The organism is Paenarthrobacter sp. FR1, assembly GCF_051106045.1.
GTDB lineage: Bacteria > Actinomycetota > Actinomycetes > Actinomycetales > Micrococcaceae > Arthrobacter > Arthrobacter nitroguajacolicus_A.
In genome coordinates, this window is sequence record NZ_JBPFSF010000001.1 from 778,577 (window position 1) to 797,338 (window position 18,762).

General features: G+C 56.2%; 15 protein-coding genes. 3 read left to right on the forward strand and 12 right to left on the reverse strand.

Annotated features, from left to right (window positions below; all coding sequences use genetic code 11):
• The first annotated feature begins 201 nt into the window (after positions 1 to 201).
• Complete coding sequence (locus ACR30Z_RS03620) at positions 202 to 1,032, forward strand: hypothetical protein (RefSeq protein ID WP_434371244.1); 831 nt, start codon at positions 202 to 204, stop codon at positions 1,030 to 1,032.
• Here ACR30Z_RS03620 and ACR30Z_RS03625 read toward each other — a convergent pair.
• From ACR30Z_RS03625 to ACR30Z_RS03675, 11 genes are all read right to left on the reverse strand, one after another.
• The gene (locus ACR30Z_RS03625) at positions 1,013 to 1,504 is read right to left on the reverse strand and encodes an acyltransferase (RefSeq protein ID WP_434371385.1); all 492 of its coding nucleotides are present in this window, start codon (positions 1,502 to 1,504) and stop codon (positions 1,013 to 1,015) included. The genes ACR30Z_RS03620 and ACR30Z_RS03625 overlap by 20 nt on opposite strands.
• A gap of 173 nt (positions 1,505 to 1,677) precedes the next feature.
• Positions 1,678 to 2,541 carry a hypothetical protein gene (locus tag ACR30Z_RS03630; RefSeq protein WP_434371245.1) on the reverse strand — a complete coding sequence of 288 codons (864 nt, stop codon included), beginning with the start codon at positions 2,539 to 2,541 and terminating at the stop codon, positions 1,678 to 1,680.
• A gap of 197 nt (positions 2,542 to 2,738) precedes the next feature.
• Entirely contained in the window at positions 2,739 to 5,048 is a 2,310-nt protein-coding gene (locus ACR30Z_RS03635; RefSeq protein ID WP_434371246.1) for a glycosyltransferase family 2 protein, read from the reverse strand.
• Positions 4,994 to 5,917: a hypothetical protein gene (locus ACR30Z_RS03640; RefSeq protein ID WP_434371247.1), complete on the reverse strand. Its 924-nt coding sequence runs from the start codon at positions 5,915 to 5,917 to the stop codon at positions 4,994 to 4,996. Before ACR30Z_RS03640 ends, ACR30Z_RS03635 begins: the two co-directional genes overlap by 55 nt.
• Positions 5,914 to 7,167, reverse strand: coding sequence for a UDP-N-acetyl-D-mannosamine dehydrogenase (gene wecC / locus ACR30Z_RS03645; RefSeq protein ID WP_434371248.1), 1,254 nt, complete (start codon positions 7,165 to 7,167; stop codon positions 5,914 to 5,916). The genes ACR30Z_RS03640 and wecC overlap by 4 nt, the downstream gene beginning before the upstream one ends.
• A gap of 27 nt (positions 7,168 to 7,194) precedes the next feature.
• Positions 7,195 to 9,108, reverse strand: a complete 1,914-nt coding sequence (locus ACR30Z_RS03650) for a glycosyltransferase family protein (protein WP_434371249.1) — start codon at positions 9,106 to 9,108, stop codon at positions 7,195 to 7,197.
• Positions 9,105 to 9,995, reverse strand: coding sequence for an ABC transporter ATP-binding protein (locus ACR30Z_RS03655; RefSeq protein ID WP_434371250.1), 891 nt, complete (start codon positions 9,993 to 9,995; stop codon positions 9,105 to 9,107). Before ACR30Z_RS03655 ends, ACR30Z_RS03650 begins: the two co-directional genes overlap by 4 nt.
• Positions 9,982 to 10,869 (reverse strand): ABC transporter permease, encoded by an 888-nt coding sequence (locus tag ACR30Z_RS03660; protein WP_434371251.1) that lies wholly within the window; start codon positions 10,867 to 10,869, stop codon positions 9,982 to 9,984. Before ACR30Z_RS03660 ends, ACR30Z_RS03655 begins: the two co-directional genes overlap by 14 nt.
• Complete coding sequence (locus ACR30Z_RS03665; protein ID WP_434371252.1) at positions 10,869 to 12,188, reverse strand: glycosyltransferase family 4 protein; 1,320 nt, start codon at positions 12,186 to 12,188, stop codon at positions 10,869 to 10,871. Before ACR30Z_RS03665 ends, ACR30Z_RS03660 begins: the two co-directional genes overlap by 1 nt.
• Positions 12,189 to 12,616: 428 nt before the next feature.
• Entirely contained in the window at positions 12,617 to 13,891 is a 1,275-nt protein-coding gene (locus ACR30Z_RS03670) for a glycosyltransferase family 4 protein (RefSeq protein WP_434371253.1), read from the reverse strand.
• A 4-nt stretch (positions 13,892 to 13,895) separates the two neighbouring features.
• Entirely contained in the window at positions 13,896 to 14,204 is a 309-nt protein-coding gene (locus ACR30Z_RS03675) for a hypothetical protein (RefSeq protein WP_434371254.1), read from the reverse strand.
• Positions 14,205 to 14,896: 692 nt separating this feature from the next.
• On the opposite strand from ACR30Z_RS03675, the gene ACR30Z_RS03680 reads away from it, so the two are divergent.
• On the forward strand, positions 14,897 to 16,540 hold the full coding sequence (locus ACR30Z_RS03680; RefSeq protein WP_434371255.1) for a hypothetical protein: 1,644 nt from the start codon (positions 14,897 to 14,899) through the stop codon (positions 16,538 to 16,540).
• 95 nt (positions 16,541 to 16,635) lie between these two features.
• The gene (locus ACR30Z_RS03685) at positions 16,636 to 17,712 is read left to right on the forward strand and encodes an LCP family protein (protein WP_434371256.1); all 1,077 of its coding nucleotides are present in this window, start codon (positions 16,636 to 16,638) and stop codon (positions 17,710 to 17,712) included.
• Between the two features lie 762 nt (positions 17,713 to 18,474).
• Here ACR30Z_RS03685 and ACR30Z_RS03690 read toward each other — a convergent pair.
• Entirely contained in the window at positions 18,475 to 18,672 is a 198-nt protein-coding gene (locus ACR30Z_RS03690) for a hypothetical protein (RefSeq protein ID WP_434371257.1), read from the reverse strand.
• Positions 18,673 to 18,762: the final 90 nt, after the last annotated feature.

Genomic DNA, 18,762 nt, shown 5'->3' on the forward strand with positions numbered 1-18,762 from the left:
GAGTCGGGAACGTACGCAATCATAGACCCGGACACTGAGCTACCGGCAACCTGCTGCACCCAAATTCAAGTTGCGTCCTTATTCGCTCTGGACCACGCCCTAAATGGCGGTAGAAGTGATTACATTGCGGCTTCCCTGACAGAAAATGTGCGGAAACGTCAGAACTCGAATGGCTCCTTTTCGAGTACGTACAATCAGCCCGTGGATAAGCCGGACCTTCAAGACATTGCAGAAATTGGCGCATCAGCCAACGCACTTTTTAGCCTTTATCATTCGATGGGCATTGAATCAGCAAAAGATGCTCTGGTGGCAGCCGCGGAGTTCTTACTCACCCAAGTTGCCGTGGAAAACAGCGGCGCCATCTATAAGAGTGCGCAGGCAAGACACGTGGACATTCTCAACGGGGATATCTATGCGGCCCTGACGTTGTCGAGAGCCTTCGAAGTAACCGGAGACGCGCGTTTCCTCCAGCAAGCTGGCCTAATTGTCGACCATGTGGAGGCTCGGTTCGGCGCTTGGCGTACCGGATGGTGGCCCTACGCGGAAAAGTGGGACGGCACTATGGCCGTCGGTGCCAGTGTTGCTTACCAAGCGACGATCATCGCTTTCGGTATGCCAATAAGCCGTGTGCTGGCAGCCGACCGGGCCACCGAATGGGAAGCCGTTCTCGCAACTGCGCTTAATACCGTGGCTGAACAACTGCCGATCGGGCCCACAGACGAGACCGAGGCGCCCTCTTGGTCACGTGATTGGGCAAATGTTTGGGAGATCCCATTGGCTTTCTCCAAGTTCCCGGAACTGGGAGATACAAAGAACTACCTCCAGGGGCGTCTCCATGACGTCGACAGGGGCATCCAGGCGTCAGGAATTGAAGCTCTGCGGCCCAAGGCGCTACAAAATGCTGGTCGCACGCCTGTGACCTCGCTATATCGGAAAGCCGCCACCTTCGCCGGGTTCCTGTCAGATGTGTACATGACCTCCAACGTTGAACTCCCCAAATTCTCAAGTCCGGCTAGTCGGTCAGGATCCTGATTACCTTTGCTGGAACGCCTCCGGCCAGTGCATTGTCGGGGATATCTGATACGACGACTGCGCCTGCCGCGATGATGCACCCCTTGCCGATGCTCGTTCCCCCCAAAATGGTCACGCTGGCACCAATCCAGGTCCCGTCCCCAACCGTGATTGGAGGCCACTTGTTTGCGCCACCACGCTTAGTAGACGGCCCTATCTCGTGGGAATCAGTCACGAATCGAGTGAAGGGGCCAACCATGACGTTGTTACCGAGTGTCGTGTTACTTCGAAGGTACCCATCACGGTTTACCAGGCAGCCATTTCCTATGGTCACCGGTCCTGTGATTTCTGTTCCGCGATAGATATTCGTCCTGTTGCCGATTCGTATCGGACGATCTTCCCCCGACATGAATTGGACAGTTGGCGCTATTGTGCAATTTTCTCCAATAGTCGTATCGGGTGGCAACCACGCCTCCTGCCGAGCGGTGTTCATTTTTACAAGCTGCCTGAGCTCTGCAACTTGCTTCTTAAGCTGGGCGATTTCGAGCTGTAAATTCTGCAATCGTTGTTCCGCTTCCTATTGTGATGCCAGCCAACAATCGAACCTCTGTTAAGAGAAGCGCTCGATTTCGGCGGAAATCCTGCAGCTGAGGACAGGTAATGAAATTAGCTCGCCACCGCGGACTCCGGAAATTGCGATGCAAGACATTCGTCCAGCATCTCACTCACACGTTCTCGAGAGGGAGCCGCGTGGGAATCTGATTCGTGTTCAAGGACGAATCGTGCGCCGACTCGCACATCCGTTAGTTCGCGGAACGGCAGATAGTGATTGTTCATGTGGTGTGCGTCGCCGCTGTTCTGAACATACACGAAGTTAGTTGGGACACCGGCATCCCGGTATAGCTCCAGAAGGTTCAAGCGTTGCTGGAATGCCGCTTCCACATCATCGAAAGACTCGTACTCAGGAAAGAGTGCGTTCGAATAAGCATCCGCAAAGAACCTGTAATAACTCCCGATGGAGACCTGCGGTGAGAAAGCCAGGGCCAGAGAGCCAGCAATGAGTGGAGCCATAGCCAAAGCTGTAAATCCTCCCCCCGAGAAACCCAGTAGTACAATCCGCGAAGCACCACACTGCACGGCGACACTCCGCACCAAGGCGGCGTACCTGGCAGTGAGGTTATCACCAGCGTCGCCGGTGTACCACGCAAGCTTCAGCTCGTCGCTTGACTGCAGTGCAGTGTCAGATAAAAACAGTTGACTCTCCGTACGGTTCTGGAGAGTAGCCATCCATTCGAAACGAGGAAGTGTATATACGTCCCGGTTAAGCGCACCATGCAGAGCCACGATCAGGGTGTCGGATTCGCGCGGGTCCACCAGGCAATCGAGATCATATGTTTCACCTGGACCCGATTTAACAATATGCCGCTGTCGGCCGTCGAGCCGCAGGTCTTGAAGTTCATTCCATTCAACAATGGGCGCCTTATGGCGCGAATCCCAGTTATCCATTCGAAGTTCATCTTTCTCTGCCACCTCACGCCAGACTCGGATGCATCCGGCCCCCGGTCGAAAGCAGTTGCACTCATTCGGAGATCCAGGACGCACACCGGACCTTGTCCACGGAGTCGGAACACGTAGTACGTCCGAGCGACAATGTATATCTGGCTGGATTGAATAGTCGCTGATTCGGCCTCCCGGTCTGGGAAACCGAATCAGCGGCTCAAATACTACTAATGTCGAACTCCGGCAAGCTTTGGCCTCGACTCCAGCCAATCGTCAAGAATCTTGTCCAAAGCTCGAATTGCTTCAAGTGCGCTGCCCACCGTCGATTTGTAAGCCAAAGGCTTACTGCTCAATGGACTACCCTCATCCACTAAGCCCCACACCGGCTGGCCAGCACCCAAATAGTCCGAGTATTTGGATGGCAGGAATGGGTTAATGTCCATTTCTCCGGAACGTTCAACGTCATTCACCAGCAACACATCAAACTTCGTCGCAAGGTTTAGGAACTCAAGGTAGGGGCGGTAGCCTTGCGCTTTTACAATGCCCATCAAACCAAACTCCTGAACCTGACGGGTTACATCGTCTGGCTTGTTTGTGAAGACGTGCAGTCGAAGCTTCTGCCGAACCGCAGGAGAGGAATTGGACAGAGCGGTCAGAACTTCGAGAAGGCCACGGTTCTCATAGAAAGCTCCGAAGTAGCCCACATTCACTACAGACTCTGATAGTGCATAGCTGGACGGAAGAATTTCATAGCTTCTAGCCGGCGGTGTCGGGTGTACCCGCACTATCGACTTGGCTTCAATGAGGCTCTTCAGCCGGGAATCCGAGACATAACTCAGCATATAGCTGAGTTGATTATCGTTCGTAAAGATCAACTCATCGGCCAAAATATATGTGACATACTCGCACCACGTAAACAGGCTGTCTGTATCAAGGTCATCAAACCCCCTTGCTGTAACGGCTTGCTTGAACACCCCAAACATGTCATCGCGAACGAGATCACCCGAACGTGGTTTTCCTTGGGCGTCGGTGCTCATTGGATCTGAGAACTCCGCCGTCCATTTGATGGCTGGATGCCGTATCTTGAACAGCGCCGCAAGGAAATGGGAACCCGGCCAAAGTACACGACTATAGAGCGATTCGTAGCCACCGATCAAGGCATCCCGTCGGTCAGCAACATCCATGCCCTTTGTAACAAACTCGGAGATCTGTTTCCACCCACCGAACGACGGTGGAGCATTGATCTCAGTCGCATTCGCAATTAAACGGCCAGCAATTGTTTCGAGATTCGAATCCTTCCGGCGAACCGCGGCCATGTTGTTATAGATGACATCCACAACTTTTCCACGTTCTACGATCGCCTTGGACGCAACCACAGCGCTTGTATCGGAGTATGGGGCGAAGCAATAGCTGACAACGAGGTCCCGGGCGCGACCCTCGTTAACAAGCGACCAAGGAAAATCCTTGAGACCCAGCGCGTCGACGGCCTCGATGACAGACTGGCGGTCCTCAGGATTCTCGTCAAGGTACCGCTTGACAAAATTCGCTTGGGAACGGATCAAGCCCGTCAGCATCAGATCGTTTGCCGAAGAATCCCAGCTCCTCTGTGATTCAAGGTCCTGAATGACCTCAAGGCGTTGAGTGACCGCAAAGTCAAAATTCAGGGGCTGACGAGAAATCGACTCATCCCGAAGGACGCGAAAATATGAACCAGAAGCCTCAGTTGTCGCTACCAGGGCATCGAAGTTGTTCTGCACAGCCAAACGCGCCATGAAACAGACGTCCTCACCACTCCTGAGGGTCTCCGCATACCTAATGTCTTTAACAGCCTTCGTGGGAATCAGCTTGCAAGCGTTGAGACCAAGGAAGGTACTAACCGATCTGAACTTGAACTTCTTAGTTCCGCGGGCAGAGATCTGAACGTTCACAGCATTTGAAGCGTTTTGGTTTCCATCAGCATCTACATTTACTATTGACGAAATCGAAACACAGTTAGGCGAAGCCGCTGCCAGTAATCTCTCAAGGAACTTGGGGCCAACATAGTCGTCATCATCAACAAATGTCAGGTACTCGAATCGTGCTGCCTCGATCCCTACGTTGCGGGCTGAACCTGCACTAGGTCGACGCTGATACAGGATACGGATTTGATAATCTGGATTGATTTCACGAAACGTATTAGCTATGTCGTACGTGCCGTCATCTACTCCATTGATGATCAAGATGATTTCGAAGGATGAGGGCGCAAGGGTTTGATCAACCAAAGACTGTAGACAAACCGCGATTCGGTCACTGCCCAAGTAACTCGGAATAATTACGCTGACACCCGGGGTGAATCCTTCAGGTCTTGCATAGGCCTGAGCCCCCACAGACTCGCCGAGCAAACGACGAAGAGCTGAGATCTCGCTATCACGCGCAGTACTATCGACCACCATCCTGGAGCCGTAGTCGACGTCCACATACCCCTCTCTTTGCTCTGCCACCTTTACTTCTCCTCTTTCGATTGCGCTTTGTTTGCCCTTGATGTCTTCCGCTCCCACAAACGCAGCGTTAACTTGCCGAGGCGGGAGTTGGCCAAAGCGTTGTATCTGCTGTTTAAGACGTGGTACTTGCTCTCCAAGGCGTGGTACTCGGTTTCCAGCGCCTGGTACTTTCCGTCCAGGGCGTGGTACCTTCCGTCCAGGGTTTGGTGCTCGGTTTCCAGGGCCCGGTACTTTCCGTCCAGAGCCTCATGGCGACGCTCCTGCAGACTCAACTCATCCTCGAGCTTGCGCACGTCCTCAGCTGGGACCATGGGTGTCTCAACCTCTACTGGAGCAGGTATTAGCACTTCCAACAGACTCAAGTGCTTGCTACGCAGCACATTCAGTTCCTGAAGAATTTCGTCAGGTTCTGGTGCCTGATATACGTAATCCCGGCCCAGTAGGCTGGCGTTAACGGCTAAGCCCGCCTGAAAGCTCTCAAGATCAAGCCTCCCAGCACCGTCCTCAGCTGTGCCGACAACCACCTTGTCGAAAGTTCCCCGCACCGTGTGCACAGCGATCCGCTCAGGCAAGCCAAGCAAGCCAAGTTGCTCAAGGGTTTCATTCAGAGGAGCTTGCAGACTCCAAGTGATAGGTGCCTTCGGGCTTAACACTCCAAGCCCGAGGAGCTCGGCTGCCAGAGGAAATCCGGATTCTGTGACCAGAAACGACTTTGCGTCAGAGGACCCCACTGCTTCAAAGTCATCGAGGCTTCGAATTAGGACTGCATCCAGCGGAAGCAGAGTGAATTCGGATTCCGTTATCACCGCGCCAGTAATAACTGTGATACGGCCGACGGGTAGACTCTCACCTGTTAGATCCGCCCCGGCGCTGAGCCCGATTAACGTGTCCGTGCCTACTGCTGAGTTCCCGACAGCCGTCGTCATACCAGCAGCGCTCCTCGAGTATCGATCACTGTCTTACCAGCCAGAAGCTCCGGGGCTACGTCCTTGACGGCGTCGTGGTCAACGAGCACGACCACAACACCTGAGCGTTCAATGGATTCCTCCACACTCATGAGTTCGACGTTGCTGCGGCCGCTGAGCTGCTTCGGCAATTCCTCAACGTGGGGCTCGGCGACGTTAATGCGACGATCATTCAGTGCGTCTGCCAAGTGTGCAGCAATCTCAATTGCCGGCGATTCTCGGAGGTCATCGATATTGGCCTTGAATGCCAGACCCAAGACAGAAACCTCGGCCGTGGCGGGAAGATCCTGGAGGGATGAAACAACTTGTTGAAAGACCCATTCGGGCTTTGCATCATTGACCTCGCGGGCGGTCCGAATCAGACGCGCCTCTTCGGGCGCGGCGGCAACGATGAACCAAGGATCGACCGCGATGCAGTGCCCGCCGACGCCCGGCCCCGGCTGCAGAATGTTGACTCGCGGGTGGTGGTTTGCCAAGCGAATAAGCTCCCATACATCTATGCCGAGCTTCTCGCTAATCACCGACAGTTCATTAGCGAACGCGATGTTGACATCACGGTACGAGTTCTCCACGAGCTTTGCCATTTCGGCAGTAACTGCATCCGTAGTGAGAATCTCGCCTTGGCAGAATACTGAGTAGAGGTTCTTGGCAGACTCGGCGGCTTCGGGTGTCATGCCGCCAACGATCCTGTCGTTGGTGACCAGTTCGATCATGACACGGCCCGGAAGAACGCGCTCAGGGCAGTGGGCAACCAGAATGGCCGGCCGCGAATCTGAGCCGTCCAGGCTCAGGTCGGGGCGCAGGTTCAGAATGTAGTTGGCCATGTGTTCAGTGGCCCCTGGAGGAGAAGTTGATTCAAGAATCAGCAGCTCGCCGCCCTGCAGCTGCGGCGCGATACCCCGGGCGGCAGCCTCTATGTAGCTAAGATCTGCAGAGCGGTCCTCTTGGAAAGGCGTCGGAACCGCAACGATATACGCCTCAGCCTGCGGGGTCGATGTCGTTGCCTTAAGGTGGCCTTGGCTCACCGCTCCAGACACGTGAACACCAAGGTCCGGCTCCACAAAAGGTACCTGCCCAGCGTTCACCGCGTCCACAGTACGTTGGCTGACGTCCACGCCAATGACCTCTATGCCATTCGTCGCAAGGATGGCAGCAGTTGGAAGGCCAATGTAACCAAGACCGATTACGGCTACGCGATTAATAGTATTCAATGTATTCCCCGTTTTAGTTTGGTTTATCTAGACAGTGATGTGCTCGGAAGGATTGCCCCAGAACTGAATGTCCCCGGACGCGAGTAATTGATCATCGGTAGCAGTCCACGTATGCCCGGAAGCCGACCGCTGAACGTAGTAGTTGTATCGGTCGGAGGCATAGATCTTGCCTCCGGCATCGCTGACCGCGCGCATGAAGGCGGTGTCCTCTCCTCGCCCAAGCTCCTCGAAGGGGTAGCGTTCGAAGATTGACTTCTTGGCCATGATCGTTGCACCAATAACCATATGGCTGAAGCGATGCTCCATATGATTGAACCTCAGCAGTGTGGCATTCCGGCTCTCGATATACATGAAGTGCGCTAGCTTGCCGACGACGTCGGCTCCCGAGAACATCAAGGCGTTAACCTGATCTCGAAGGTAGTTCGGACCGTAATAGTCGTCGTCGTCCATCTTCGTGAGAATGGCACCGCTCGATGCCGCAACACACAGATTCAGGCAAGTACCAAGACTGACGGTCCTGGGCTCATGAAGAAGCGTCACTTTGCGTACGCCATATTTCCTACGCAGACGCCAAATTTTCCACCAGCTGGGCTTGAAACCATGCGTCAGCAGAACCAACTCGACATCGATCCCTTGCTGGGAGCCAACGGTCTTGAAAACATGTTCGAGTTGATGAGGGCGAATAGTTGATACCAGTGCACTCACTGATTCGGGTTGCACTGGGCGAGCCCTATGAGGAAGCGCCAGCCCTACGACTTTTTCTGCTCTGTGCGCGTAAGTGTGCTCGGCCCAAATTCGACGTTGGGCGAGGTGAACAGAACGATCGTTTAGTTCGGGACTCCTCATCAACGCTCTCATGATGAACGCTGCGTCTTCCTTATTTTCCACGCTGTGAATCTCGCCGTCGGGGAAGAACCTCGGCAACGCAGGGCTGGGCGTGGTAACCACGGGTGTTCCGGAAGCGGTGATTTCGAAGATTCGGCGAGCACACATACTCGGAGAATCGACTACTGAGTTGACGTTCAAAAAGACCTTGTAGGCCTTGTACGCGGTCAGCATTTGATCATATGTCAGCGAGCCAACAACATGGGAAGCATATGGTTCCGGAAACTGGTAGTCCGGATTCCCACCGAGCTGCCGCGAGAAAATCTCCAAGCCGTGTTTGACCCTGTCCGATCCGGCTATGGCACCATCGAGCAAAAGACGCATCTGTTCACGGCGCTCAGGATATTTATGGGCAAAGTACATGCCTGCGAAAGCCACGTCACGGGAGTGACGGCCTTCTCGGGGGCGGACAGGATTGTGGATGGCCGGTTGTGCCGCGAACGGCAATACATCGACTCGGTTGTGTCCCAGCGCCTGCCTGTATTCCGGCAGCTTGTTTTCGTCGGATGTGAAAACGACATCAAACTCGCGGGCTGCCGGCAAGAAGTCGTGGAAGTGTGGGGGGTCTTCTTTGTTCCAAAAGACCGTCGGAACGCCGTTGTCACGGCACCATTCCATAAGGTTCAGGAAATCCTGCTTCGGGCCACTGGTCCCTGTCAGCTGGTATCTCCAGGACCCACTATTGCCTTCCCACGCGGACTCAACAAACAAGAAGTCGATGCGCTGCTCCTGAAGCTGCTGCATCCAGCGGTCCTTCGTCAGAAAGACAAGATTCCATTCGAAGGCATAGGCCTTGGCTGAGAAATCATCCAAGATTACGGCCACGGTTAGATCGTCCCGGCGGGACGGCACCCGCGGGTAGTCGAAGGCCGGGAAAGTGAGCTGCCGTTTCTCGTTACTAGTCTTAGAAGTTGCTGGTCGCGCCTGCACGTTCTTGTTGGATGTCTTATTTACCGCAAGCGCCCGTTGGCGTATATGGAACGCCTGGAGTTGCCGGACTCCCCCGGCCCGAAAGTGCCAAGCGGCCTTTCGCAAATTTTCCACGGTATAAATCATGCCCGACTCCTACGCATCTTACTTCTGGCCAAAATTTCTGTCATTTGCAGGTTTGCCCGAGCTTCATCACGAATTCTGGCGGCAGATATGCCGTTTCCTTTCGCGAGATTTCCAGTGAAGTCCTGGTAGGCCTTGACGGTTTCAGCGGGGTCTCCGTCCATGATCATGTGGCCCATGTCCAGCCACACGACGCGGCTACACATGCTGGTGATGGTGTCCAGTGAGTGGCTTACGATGAAAACGCAGCCCGCCTGTTCACGTAGTTGATCCATACGGCGCTTACTTCTCTCACCGAACTGGGCATCACCCGTGTTCAATGCTTCGTCTACAAGGAGAATCTCTGGATCGATACTTGCAGCAATGGCGAATCGAAGCCTTGATGCCATGCCTGAGGAGTAAGACTTCATAGGCAGGTAGATAGACTCCCTTAGCCCGGAAAGCTCTACGATGCTAGTAAATTTGGCGGCTACTTCCCGGCGGCTCATGCCCATAGCGAGACATCCCAGGACTACGTTCTGGTGACCCGAAAGGTCGCCGACAAGCGCCGCATTGACTCCCAACATTATCGGAGTACTGGAAGCGAAGACCGCACCCGAGGAGGGCCTGACCTGTCCGCAAATGAGTTTCATCAGCGTGCTCTTACCAGAACCATTTCGGCCGATAATGCCAACCGACTCGCCCCGCTCCACGACGAGGGACAATTCGTGCAAGGCACGCACGGTTACCGTGTTGGGGCGCCGTACCAAGCGTCCCAAGAAGCTCGTTTCCTGGCGTTCCTTCGCAACCGCGTCAGCATCCGTTGTGACCACGCGATACTCCATGGCGGCACGATCCACTACTACGCAGGGGTGACCCTCAACGTCCAATACCTGTTCAGCCACGACCATAGGATTCTTCCCCCTGCCAGAAGAAAACCATGCCAACGAGAAGCGCACCAAAGGCCCAAACGCTGAGTGTCGCCCATGACTGCCACGTCGGAGGTTGTGCGTAGAGGACACAGTTGCGGATGATGTCAATCACGTTGAAGAGCGGATTTAGCTTCATGATCGCCAATATGTCCGGGTGCGTGACAAATTTCTCGTAGGAGTAGAAGATAGCGGAGCCATACATCCAGGCCCGCATGAAAAACGGCAGCAAGTGCGTCGCATCATGCACGCGGGAGATGACGCGCGCCAGGATTAGCCCCACACCCAAGTTGAAGATGGCCTGCAGCATTACGGCTGGAATAATCATGAACCACAACCAGGTGATCTTTTCCACTGGTGGAATCAGAGTGATGATCAGGAGCATGGCGAGAATCAGAGGGACGTTCGACATCATCTCACGGATGTTGACCCCAATAGGAAGCGTTGCCCGCGGGAAGTTGAAGGCTTGGACTACGGCTTTGTTGCTATGGATCGATCTCGCGCCGCTTGTTATGGCGCCAGACGTCCCCTGGAAGATGAAGATGCCAATAACCAAGTAACCAACGTAATTCTCGATGCCATGACCGGTTTGGAGCAGCAGTCCAAAAATCACAAAGTAAGTAAGACCGTTGAAGATGGGGTTGAGCAACAACCATGCACTGCCCAAGCGGTCACGGCGTGTCCCGCTCTGAACCCTGGCGCGGGCATCGTAGAAGATGAACTCGCGAAAGTCCCAGAGCTGTACCAAGTAGTCCAAGAATCCTGGCCGTGCGCCGACGCGCGTCAAGCGCCGCATATCCACAGCCAGCGGTTGTACCACTGCTGGCTCTGGCAAAAGTGCCTTTTTCGCCGACATCAGCTGACCCTCCTCTTATAGTTAGACGCTAAAGCTTCATAAGCTCGGCCATACGCAATAGCGTTGGCCTGCCACGTCCTTGTGGCTAGTACATAGTCCCTGCCCGCAGAGCCCATCCGCCGGCGCAATCCCTCATCCTCCAACAGATCGAGCAATACCTCAGCCAACCGTCCAGGGTCTTCAGCCTTGGTCACTCTGCCGTTGACGCCGTCGTGCACTATCTCACGCAGGGCGCTGAGATCGCTGGCCACCACCGGCCTACTGGAGGCCAGAGCCTCTACGGGCTTCAACGGAGTTACTGCCTGCGTTACGGTCGAATCCTTTCGAGGCACAACAAAAACGTCCAAGGCCAAGTGGTAAAGCCGCGCTTGCTCCGGCAGGACCCGACCGGTGAAGATAGTCCGCCCTGAAAGCCCCAGACGCGCGACTTGGTCACGGAGAGCAGGCGCGGCCGTGCCATCGCCTACCAAGACCAGCTTCAACTTTGGCAGTCTTGGCGCAAGCAGCGCAAATGATGTGACGAGGTCGTCAAGGCCCTCGTAGCCGACAAGGCTACTGACAGTCCCTATATAGAGGTCGTCTGGTTCAAGACCGAGGGCATGACGAGCTTCCCCATGCTTCATCGGAGCTTCCAGATACGCACCCCCAACCGCATTGGGAGTTATGAGGATCTTATGGTCCGGGACGCCGCTGGCTGCGATGTTCTGTTTCATCGACTCACCGAGGGTCACTACGAGGTCGGCTGCGCGCATGACGTCGGCTTCACGCTCGGTGAAGAGCTCGTATCGTTCGCTGCTGCGTGCTGCCTCATCGCGGCTCGACGCCCAAGTGTCAGCCAACTGCCCCCGGACCTCGTAGACCCACGGTATGTCCAAAGCGCTGGCTACTTCACGCGCCACCAGTCCATTAACAAAGTGGGTGGTGGTGTGCAGAACTGACGGCCTAAAGTCCCGCGCCAACGTCAGCAACTCCGACGCCTGTTGCTGCAGACGACCATCCATTGTCGCCGCCATGCGGCTTGGCAGGATCCGCTCGTATCGAACGCCGTCAACAGTGTCCAGCTTCCGAGCGGTGAGTGTGCCAATCTGAACGGGATAGCCCAAGCGGGTTACGGCCAAGGTTTCCCAGCCGGCATCCTGCTGGGCGGTCAGGATGGAGTGCGAGCGTCGCGCGTACCCACTGCCGGTGTGCGGCACCGAGTTTGTCAGCAGGTGAAGTACTCGGCGGGGTTCAGGTACCACGGACGTAGTCGTTAGGGCTGGCTTCCAACCTTTGAAGACCTTGAGTTCCGATTCGAGACGACGCCGTTGTTTAGCCATGCTGCCAGGTTTGCTCCGAAGAACGTCGAGAGCGCCACTCATATCGCCGTCGTACCACTTTCGCCTGGCGATGGTGGCCGGAACGGACCTGGAGTCCCCTGCGCGTTGTAAGAGAACGTCCGCCCATTGGGGCAGTCCTGCTGCAATGGCAACGTCAGCGGCCTTCCGGGCAGATGCACCTTCGCAGCCGGCAGCCAGCATGCCTTCAAAGCGTCGAATCAGTTCAGACTCTTGGCCCGCTGCATGGCTGGCTAGGAGAAACAGCGGACGCCCGGACGAGGGTGCCAGTGACGCGAAGAGACGAGCAGCCGGTCTGACGAATCCCGCGGGCAGTTTCCTCAGAACCTGAAGTACCAACACAAACGGTGCCTCGGTTAGGTGCTCCGACACCGTTCCCGCCATAAGTTTAATGTTGCGAAATAACTGGATCACTTGGTGTGCTCCTGGTCTGCCGAGCGTTCCGGGCGCACCAGTGACGAAATGTTGTCCATGTATTTAACCGCCAGTTGCGCGTAGTCGGCATTATCACGCACCCACTCACGTCCACTTGCACCGGACGCCAGCCGACTCCGATCGGCGGCCAGCTCGCGCCACAACTGTGCCACGGCCTCAGGGCTGGCGGGCACGACGTCTCCGCCACCGGCCTCGAGAACAATGCGCTCAGCCTCGCCCCGCACTATAGCGGTGACGTGCCTCCCAATCGCCAGGACCTCGTAGGTCTTTGAGGGCACTGTGGTCTCGAAGGACTTCCAGTCGTCCCGAAGGGACACTACGCAGGTATCCGCTTCCCGGTATTTTTCTACCACTTCTGGTCCTTGAAGCGAGGGAAAAAAGGTGACGGGCGCGTCCAGTTCGCGGGCCAATTTCACCAGTTGGGGACGGGTGGTGCCGTGCCCTACGAGCGTCAGCTGAAACGCGTCACCCAACAGGGCGCTGGCGCGAATCAGTATGTCCAAGCGTTGGCTCTTGCCGTGATTTCCCAGGTACAGGGCTCGGAAGACATCACGCTCCATCGGCGGCGGATCCAGGAATGGGACTAAGTTTAGATCGAGACCGTTGCTGACTGTGACCACATTTTCCAGGCCGCGTTCCCGCAATGTATCTGCAAAGCCTTCCGTGACCGTCACCACGAGATCGGCCCGCTGCTGCACGAACTCTACGACTCGCTCTACCAAGCTTTTGACGCTGCCTTGCACCATTCGGGCATCTCGCGCAAGATCCGGCCAAGCATCCCGCATCTCGACGATAAAAGGCACTCTACGAAGCTTGGAGAGAACATATCCGGTTGCCAGAGTAGGGAGACTCGGCGCCGTCGCAAGAATTGCATCGGGTTTCTTGCCACCCAGCCCCATGGGAACGGACATGACCGCCGAGAAAAGCTGGTCTATAAAGCGCGCAAGGGACGAAGTCCCCAGATGCCTCAGGTAAGGAGCACGTCGGATGATTTCCCCGTGTGGCCCGGTTTGCTGCGTGAAGGCAAGCCCAGCTTGCCTACGGGGCAAATTGCGGCGGCCGTTGGGATAGTGAGCTACGGGAGCGACAACGTCCACGTCCCACCCCGCCCGACGAAATTCGCGGGTCAAGGATAACCATCGACGTTGGGGAGGGCTGTGCTCAGGCCAGTAAGAATGTGTGAGGAGCATAAGGCGCAGCGGTGATGCAGGTTTTATGTCAGCCCTATCCCCGTGCAGGGAGTTACGCATTGGCCTACTTGCCGTTGACGCGGGATCCGGGGACGCCCCTGGAACGCAGAGCCCTGAAGTATGCGACACCCAGAAGTATCAGCACCAGAACGGTGAGACCTTGGACGATGGGGTTGTTTTCGGCAACCGGCGCCAAGGCAGCTTTCAAAGGGCCAGCGACATCTGCACTAACCACCGGAGGCGCTGCGGTCTTAGTAGCTGAGGGTGTCGGCGTAGGCGTGGTCTCGGCGGGAGCCGACGTAGCGGCGTCCGCCGGGATCTCAGGTTCCACGACGTAACCTTGCATGCCGGCGTCCGTTGGTACTTCAGGCACTTGGGTCTCTTGAGGGGGAATGACCGGTGCTACTGGCTCAACGGGCGCCGGAGCGGCGGGTTCCGGGGCTGGCGGAACGACAGGTGCAGGCTCTACAGGCGGCACAACTGGAGCAGGCGTCTCCGGGTCCAAGGGTGCAAACGTCGGAACCGGCTCAATCGGAGGGACCACCACCGGAGGCACTACCGGCTTGGTAGGAGTTCCAGGGTCAACCGGCTGCCCGGTTTCCGTCCCGGGTCCTGGTTCTGTTTCGGTGGCGATGGCAGGCTGGATTCCAAGGAACCCGAGAATGGCCAGCATCAAGACCACAAGTGCGGCTTGAACACGTTTGATTCCGGTGCCCAACTTTCCCCCCGTTGTATCTATTTCAGAGCTCTCTCAGAGCTCTGTCGAACACAACCGCCTGAGACTTGGCGGCGCGCGGACGTCCACCGTCGGAGGGCGACCCGGTTTAGTTTATCGTATGGATTAGAAGTACCTTTCCGTGCGGGCTCTGACACCGCTGTCCGGAAGCCGCCCCACAGCCACTCCCAAAGTGGGCACAACGTCCTTGCTAGAGTCATAGCTGCCAAGCCGATCCCTAGGAAGTCATGCCGCTCCGGAAGTTGCCCAAGAGTGAAACGCCTCCCGACGGGTCCCTGTTGCACCGTTTTCCTAGGAGCTCGTTTCGCCTCGTCACCGTAGTTACGGCGATGTCTGCAGTGGTTTTGATGTTGGGCGGAGTCAGCTTCGTCGCAGGAATCGAAAGAGATGTCCAAGAGGCTGGCTCATCCGGGCTTGTGGCCGGGAAAGTCCCCGGCCAGAAATCACCCGAGCCAACCTACCCGATCAGCGGTTACTTCATCATGGCCAGTTCCCGCGACACCACCAACCAGAAAAAGCTTGCGGATATCAAAGCACTTGGCGGCGATACCGTTATCACCTTCGGGACATCACTTCAGCCAGCCACACTGGCGTCAATGCCCGGTGACTGCCTCATTGACGGGAAGCCCTGCGCGAGAGTCGCCTCCGGTTCACTCAGCGTGGACCGCTATTTCACATTCTTGGACGGTAGCAATTGGGGCGATTCAGCTCTCAAATGCCCGAATGACCGCACAGTCAATAACAACGGCCAAACATACTCAGTTTTGGTTCTGCCAAATTCTGGTCAAGGATGCACCTCCTCTGACGGAAAATATGACGTCGTGGTGGCCGGAGGCGGCAGCTCATCTGCAGTCGACCCCTCTCACTCCCTGGCAAACGCAGCCAGCGATCTTGGCATGAAGTTCTACGCTGGCTTGCCCGCACCTGTGAGAGGCAATGAGCTCGCCTATCTTCCAGATCTCTCATATCAAGCAACGCTGGCTGTCTTCACTGAGCGGTTTCTCGCCTATCAGGCGGATGCAAATGACATACCGGGCCTGGCTGGCTTCTACCACCACACGGAGATGCCTTTAACAGACAGTTCTGTGTTCGATCCAATACTCGATCTTTACACCAATCAAAACCGTGCCATTCGTCGTATCCTTCCTACCCGCGAAGCGATAGTCAGTCCGTACATTGATTCCCGCACCGCCAACGCAGGCATCAGTCTAGATAAGGTCAAAACCGGGATCCGCAGGATTGCGCAAACTTCGGGCGGCCTGGGGCTGAACATTGCCATCCAAGATGGCATGGGTACTGGCAAGGGTGCAGCGTTCAGTGAAAGCGAAGCCAACTCGGCAGTAGATCCTTTCGCGGCAACCATTGTTGGACAAGGTCCTTGGGGAGCAAAGTACATTGCGCCAAACAAGGATTACTTCTCCGCCGCTGCCACAGGTATTTCCGGCACCGGAGCCGTGCTGTGGGCCAATGTTGAAGGGATGGCACCCGTAACCAATGCAAACACGTGCGGTGACAGTCGTCGCGGACAAACAACCAAGGCCCGTCTGGACCGTCAACTTCAACAGGTAGCCACAGCCAAGAAGATTGTTTCCTTCATGTGGGACTCGTACTTCACCTGCAAAGGGACCGGCACTACCTTGCGGGAACAGGTCGAGTCGGGGGCCACCGCCCCCATCGTCACCGACACGACCTTCAAACCCTCCACTGGCCAAGTCGAGGTGGTCGGCTTCAACTTGGAGGGAAGCAATGTCACCGTGAAGTGGACAAACCAAAAGGGACAACAGCTCGAGAAATCAGTAAAAGCCAGTACTCCGGATTCGACCTACGGAATACGGGAAGGCATGAATCCCAAGCTGGAAAAGGTCTCCGTCAACGTTGGCGTCACTACCAGCAATGCCTCAAAGGACTACACAGTACAACTAACCAATGGATGGGGTAGGACAACCGCGGAATTCTTTTCCCAAGTCCAGTAGTCACGTAGCCCAGTGCATGAGCCAACGGCTCACTTCGCCGGCTACTTTTGCCGCTTGATAGAATCATCACTGCTGACGCCGACACCAAGGAACACATGACGCTCCCGACCGAAACCGAAACTCCCTCTGAGGAGTCCCGACCCCGACGTCAAAAGAGCGGCAAGAAAACCGCACGGAACGTGCTTCTTGGCTTCGCCGCCGCGGTGCTCGTAGCTGGCCTCATCGGCGGCGCTTACATCTTCAACCTTGCACAGACGTTCAACTCGGGTACCACCAAGATTGAGACCGCTTTCCCGGAAGAGTCCACGCGACCGCAGAAGACAGAGCCCGTCAACGGTACTGCGGCGATGAACATCCTTGTGATGGGCAGCGACACCCGCGGATCTGCTGAACTCGACGTCGACACCCAGTCGTCCACCGACCAGCGGGCTGACACTCTGATGCTGGTGCATATCCCGGCGGACCGTAAGAATGTCTACGCTGTTTCCCTCATGCGGGACCTTTGGGTCGACATCCCCGGAAAGGGACAGTCGAAGATTAACTCGGCCCTGGCTCAGGGTGGAGTTCCGCTCATGGTCCAGACAGTGGAGTCTCTCTTCCAGCAGCGCATTGACCACGTAGCCATGGTGGACTTCGAAGGCTTCAAGGGCCTCACAGATGCCTTGGGCGGTGTGGAAGTCGATATCAAGATTCCATTCTCGCCAGCAAAGGGGCCCATGAAGGGTCACTATTACGAAGCCGGGAAGCAGACCCTCAACGGTGACGAAGCATTGGCCTTTGTCCGCGAGCGTTATTCGTTCAGCGACGGCGACTACCAGCGCGTGCGAAACCAGCAGGCCTACATGAAGGCAATCATCAGCAAGACGATCGCCCGCGAGACGCTGACCAACCCGGTAACGGTCAACAGCATGGTGAGCGCAGTGTCACCGTTCATCAGTGTCGACAAAGGCTTCGATGCTACAGCCATCGGTAGCCTCGCACTGGGGATGAAGGACCTTCGAGCGAACGACACCGTGATGTTCACGCTGCCCACGCTCGGCACCGGAACGTCCGCGGACGGACAGTCGATCGTTGTGCCGGATACAACAGCCATCACCGAGATTGCAACAGCCCTTTCGAAGGACCAGCTGGGAGCCTACGTCACTGCTCATGCTCTTGAGAAAGGCAACTGATCAGCGCATTCGTTGGTTCTGTCTTATATAGCGTGAGCTCCAAGCCGACCACCCAGAACTTGGGTGGGCGGCTTGGCCGGTACGCGGGTGACAAACGGTTGCTTACAAGCGCATGCTGACCCGGTGGACGGCTTCGAGGAACACACGCGAGCGTCCCTGGGTCTGTCGTGCAAGTGCCAAAGACGTGTTCGGCCACACCCTCGCGCCCAAATACACCGATTGAATTCTCGTCAGCTCTAACGACACGGTGATACGGGCAGGAGACCGCGAATTTTAGCGAACTCCGCCCAGGTCCTCACGGTGTAGAACGGCATATCGGCCGCAGCCAGTTGCTGTAGAGCGTACGATTGGCCCCCGCGACCAGGTCAGGTCCAGTTTCTTCGCCTCAGTCATGACTTCGGGCGGGATATCCCTGTTATATCGTGGCGGTGGCCTCGCCGCCGTACTTTCAACAAAAGGGGCAGGAAGTCCAAGGCGAAGTTGTCCCCAAACGCGAAGTGAGACCTGGGTGCCAGGGGCGTAAGGTGCCAGTCAACAGAGGTACTGAGGCGCTCCGCCACCACCGAAATGAGAAACTGTCGCTTTACAGATTATCTTCGCCCGGGCCCGCCACGGACGCTAGCCACTCCCGGATGTGCTCATGCCGGTCCTAAACACCTAGTGGTAGTCGGCTGCCTTTTCGGAGCACTATGATGACGTTTACCTCGATTCAGGCTGAGTCAGTGATGCGGAGGTTGTCGGAGCGGAGCCGCGAAGCGCCGGTCACGCTTGGCTAAACCGGCTGTAGGCAACGCCGCCAGCAAGTCGAAACGCTTCGCGGTAGCAGGCTTCTTCGGTGGATTGCTTAGCTGCCTCGAGGGCGATCTTCCAAGCATCATCAACGGACGTTCCGACTGCCAAGGCAACGGCGGCAAGGGCAGTCACAGACTGCCTGTGTTCTGTGTATTCGATGGACCCCATCGAGCAAAAATATACTGGCCTCCATCGTTTCGAGTAATTTGACTTGCGTCATGACAAATTCTGTCGTATGTAAGCTTGCTGTCGACTGGC

Coding starts and splice junctions, on each gene's coding strand:
- ACR30Z_RS03625 (WP_434371385.1), bottom strand. CDS start 1,504: ATGAACACCGCTCGGCAGGAGGCGTGGTTGCCACCCGATACGACTATT.
- ACR30Z_RS03640 (WP_434371247.1), bottom strand. CDS start 5,917: ATGACGACGGCTGTCGGGAACTCAGCAGTAGGCACGGACACGTTAATC.
- ACR30Z_RS03650 (WP_434371249.1), bottom strand. CDS start 9,108: ATGATTTATACCGTGGAAAATTTGCGAAAGGCCGCTTGGCACTTTCGG.
- ACR30Z_RS03655 (WP_434371250.1), bottom strand. CDS start 9,995: ATGGTCGTGGCTGAACAGGTATTGGACGTTGAGGGTCACCCCTGCGTA.
- ACR30Z_RS03660 (WP_434371251.1), bottom strand. CDS start 10,869: ATGTCGGCGAAAAAGGCACTTTTGCCAGAGCCAGCAGTGGTACAACCG.
- ACR30Z_RS03665 (WP_434371252.1), bottom strand. CDS start 12,188: ATGGCTAAACAACGGCGTCGTCTCGAATCGGAACTCAAGGTCTTCAAA.
- ACR30Z_RS03670 (WP_434371253.1), bottom strand. CDS start 13,891: ATGCGTAACTCCCTGCACGGGGATAGGGCTGACATAAAACCTGCATCA.
- ACR30Z_RS03680 (WP_434371255.1), top strand. CDS start 14,897: ATGTCTGCAGTGGTTTTGATGTTGGGCGGAGTCAGCTTCGTCGCAGGA.
- ACR30Z_RS03685 (WP_434371256.1), top strand. CDS start 16,636: ATGACGCTCCCGACCGAAACCGAAACTCCCTCTGAGGAGTCCCGACCC.
- ACR30Z_RS03690 (WP_434371257.1), bottom strand. CDS start 18,672: ATGGGGTCCATCGAATACACAGAACACAGGCAGTCTGTGACTGCCCTT.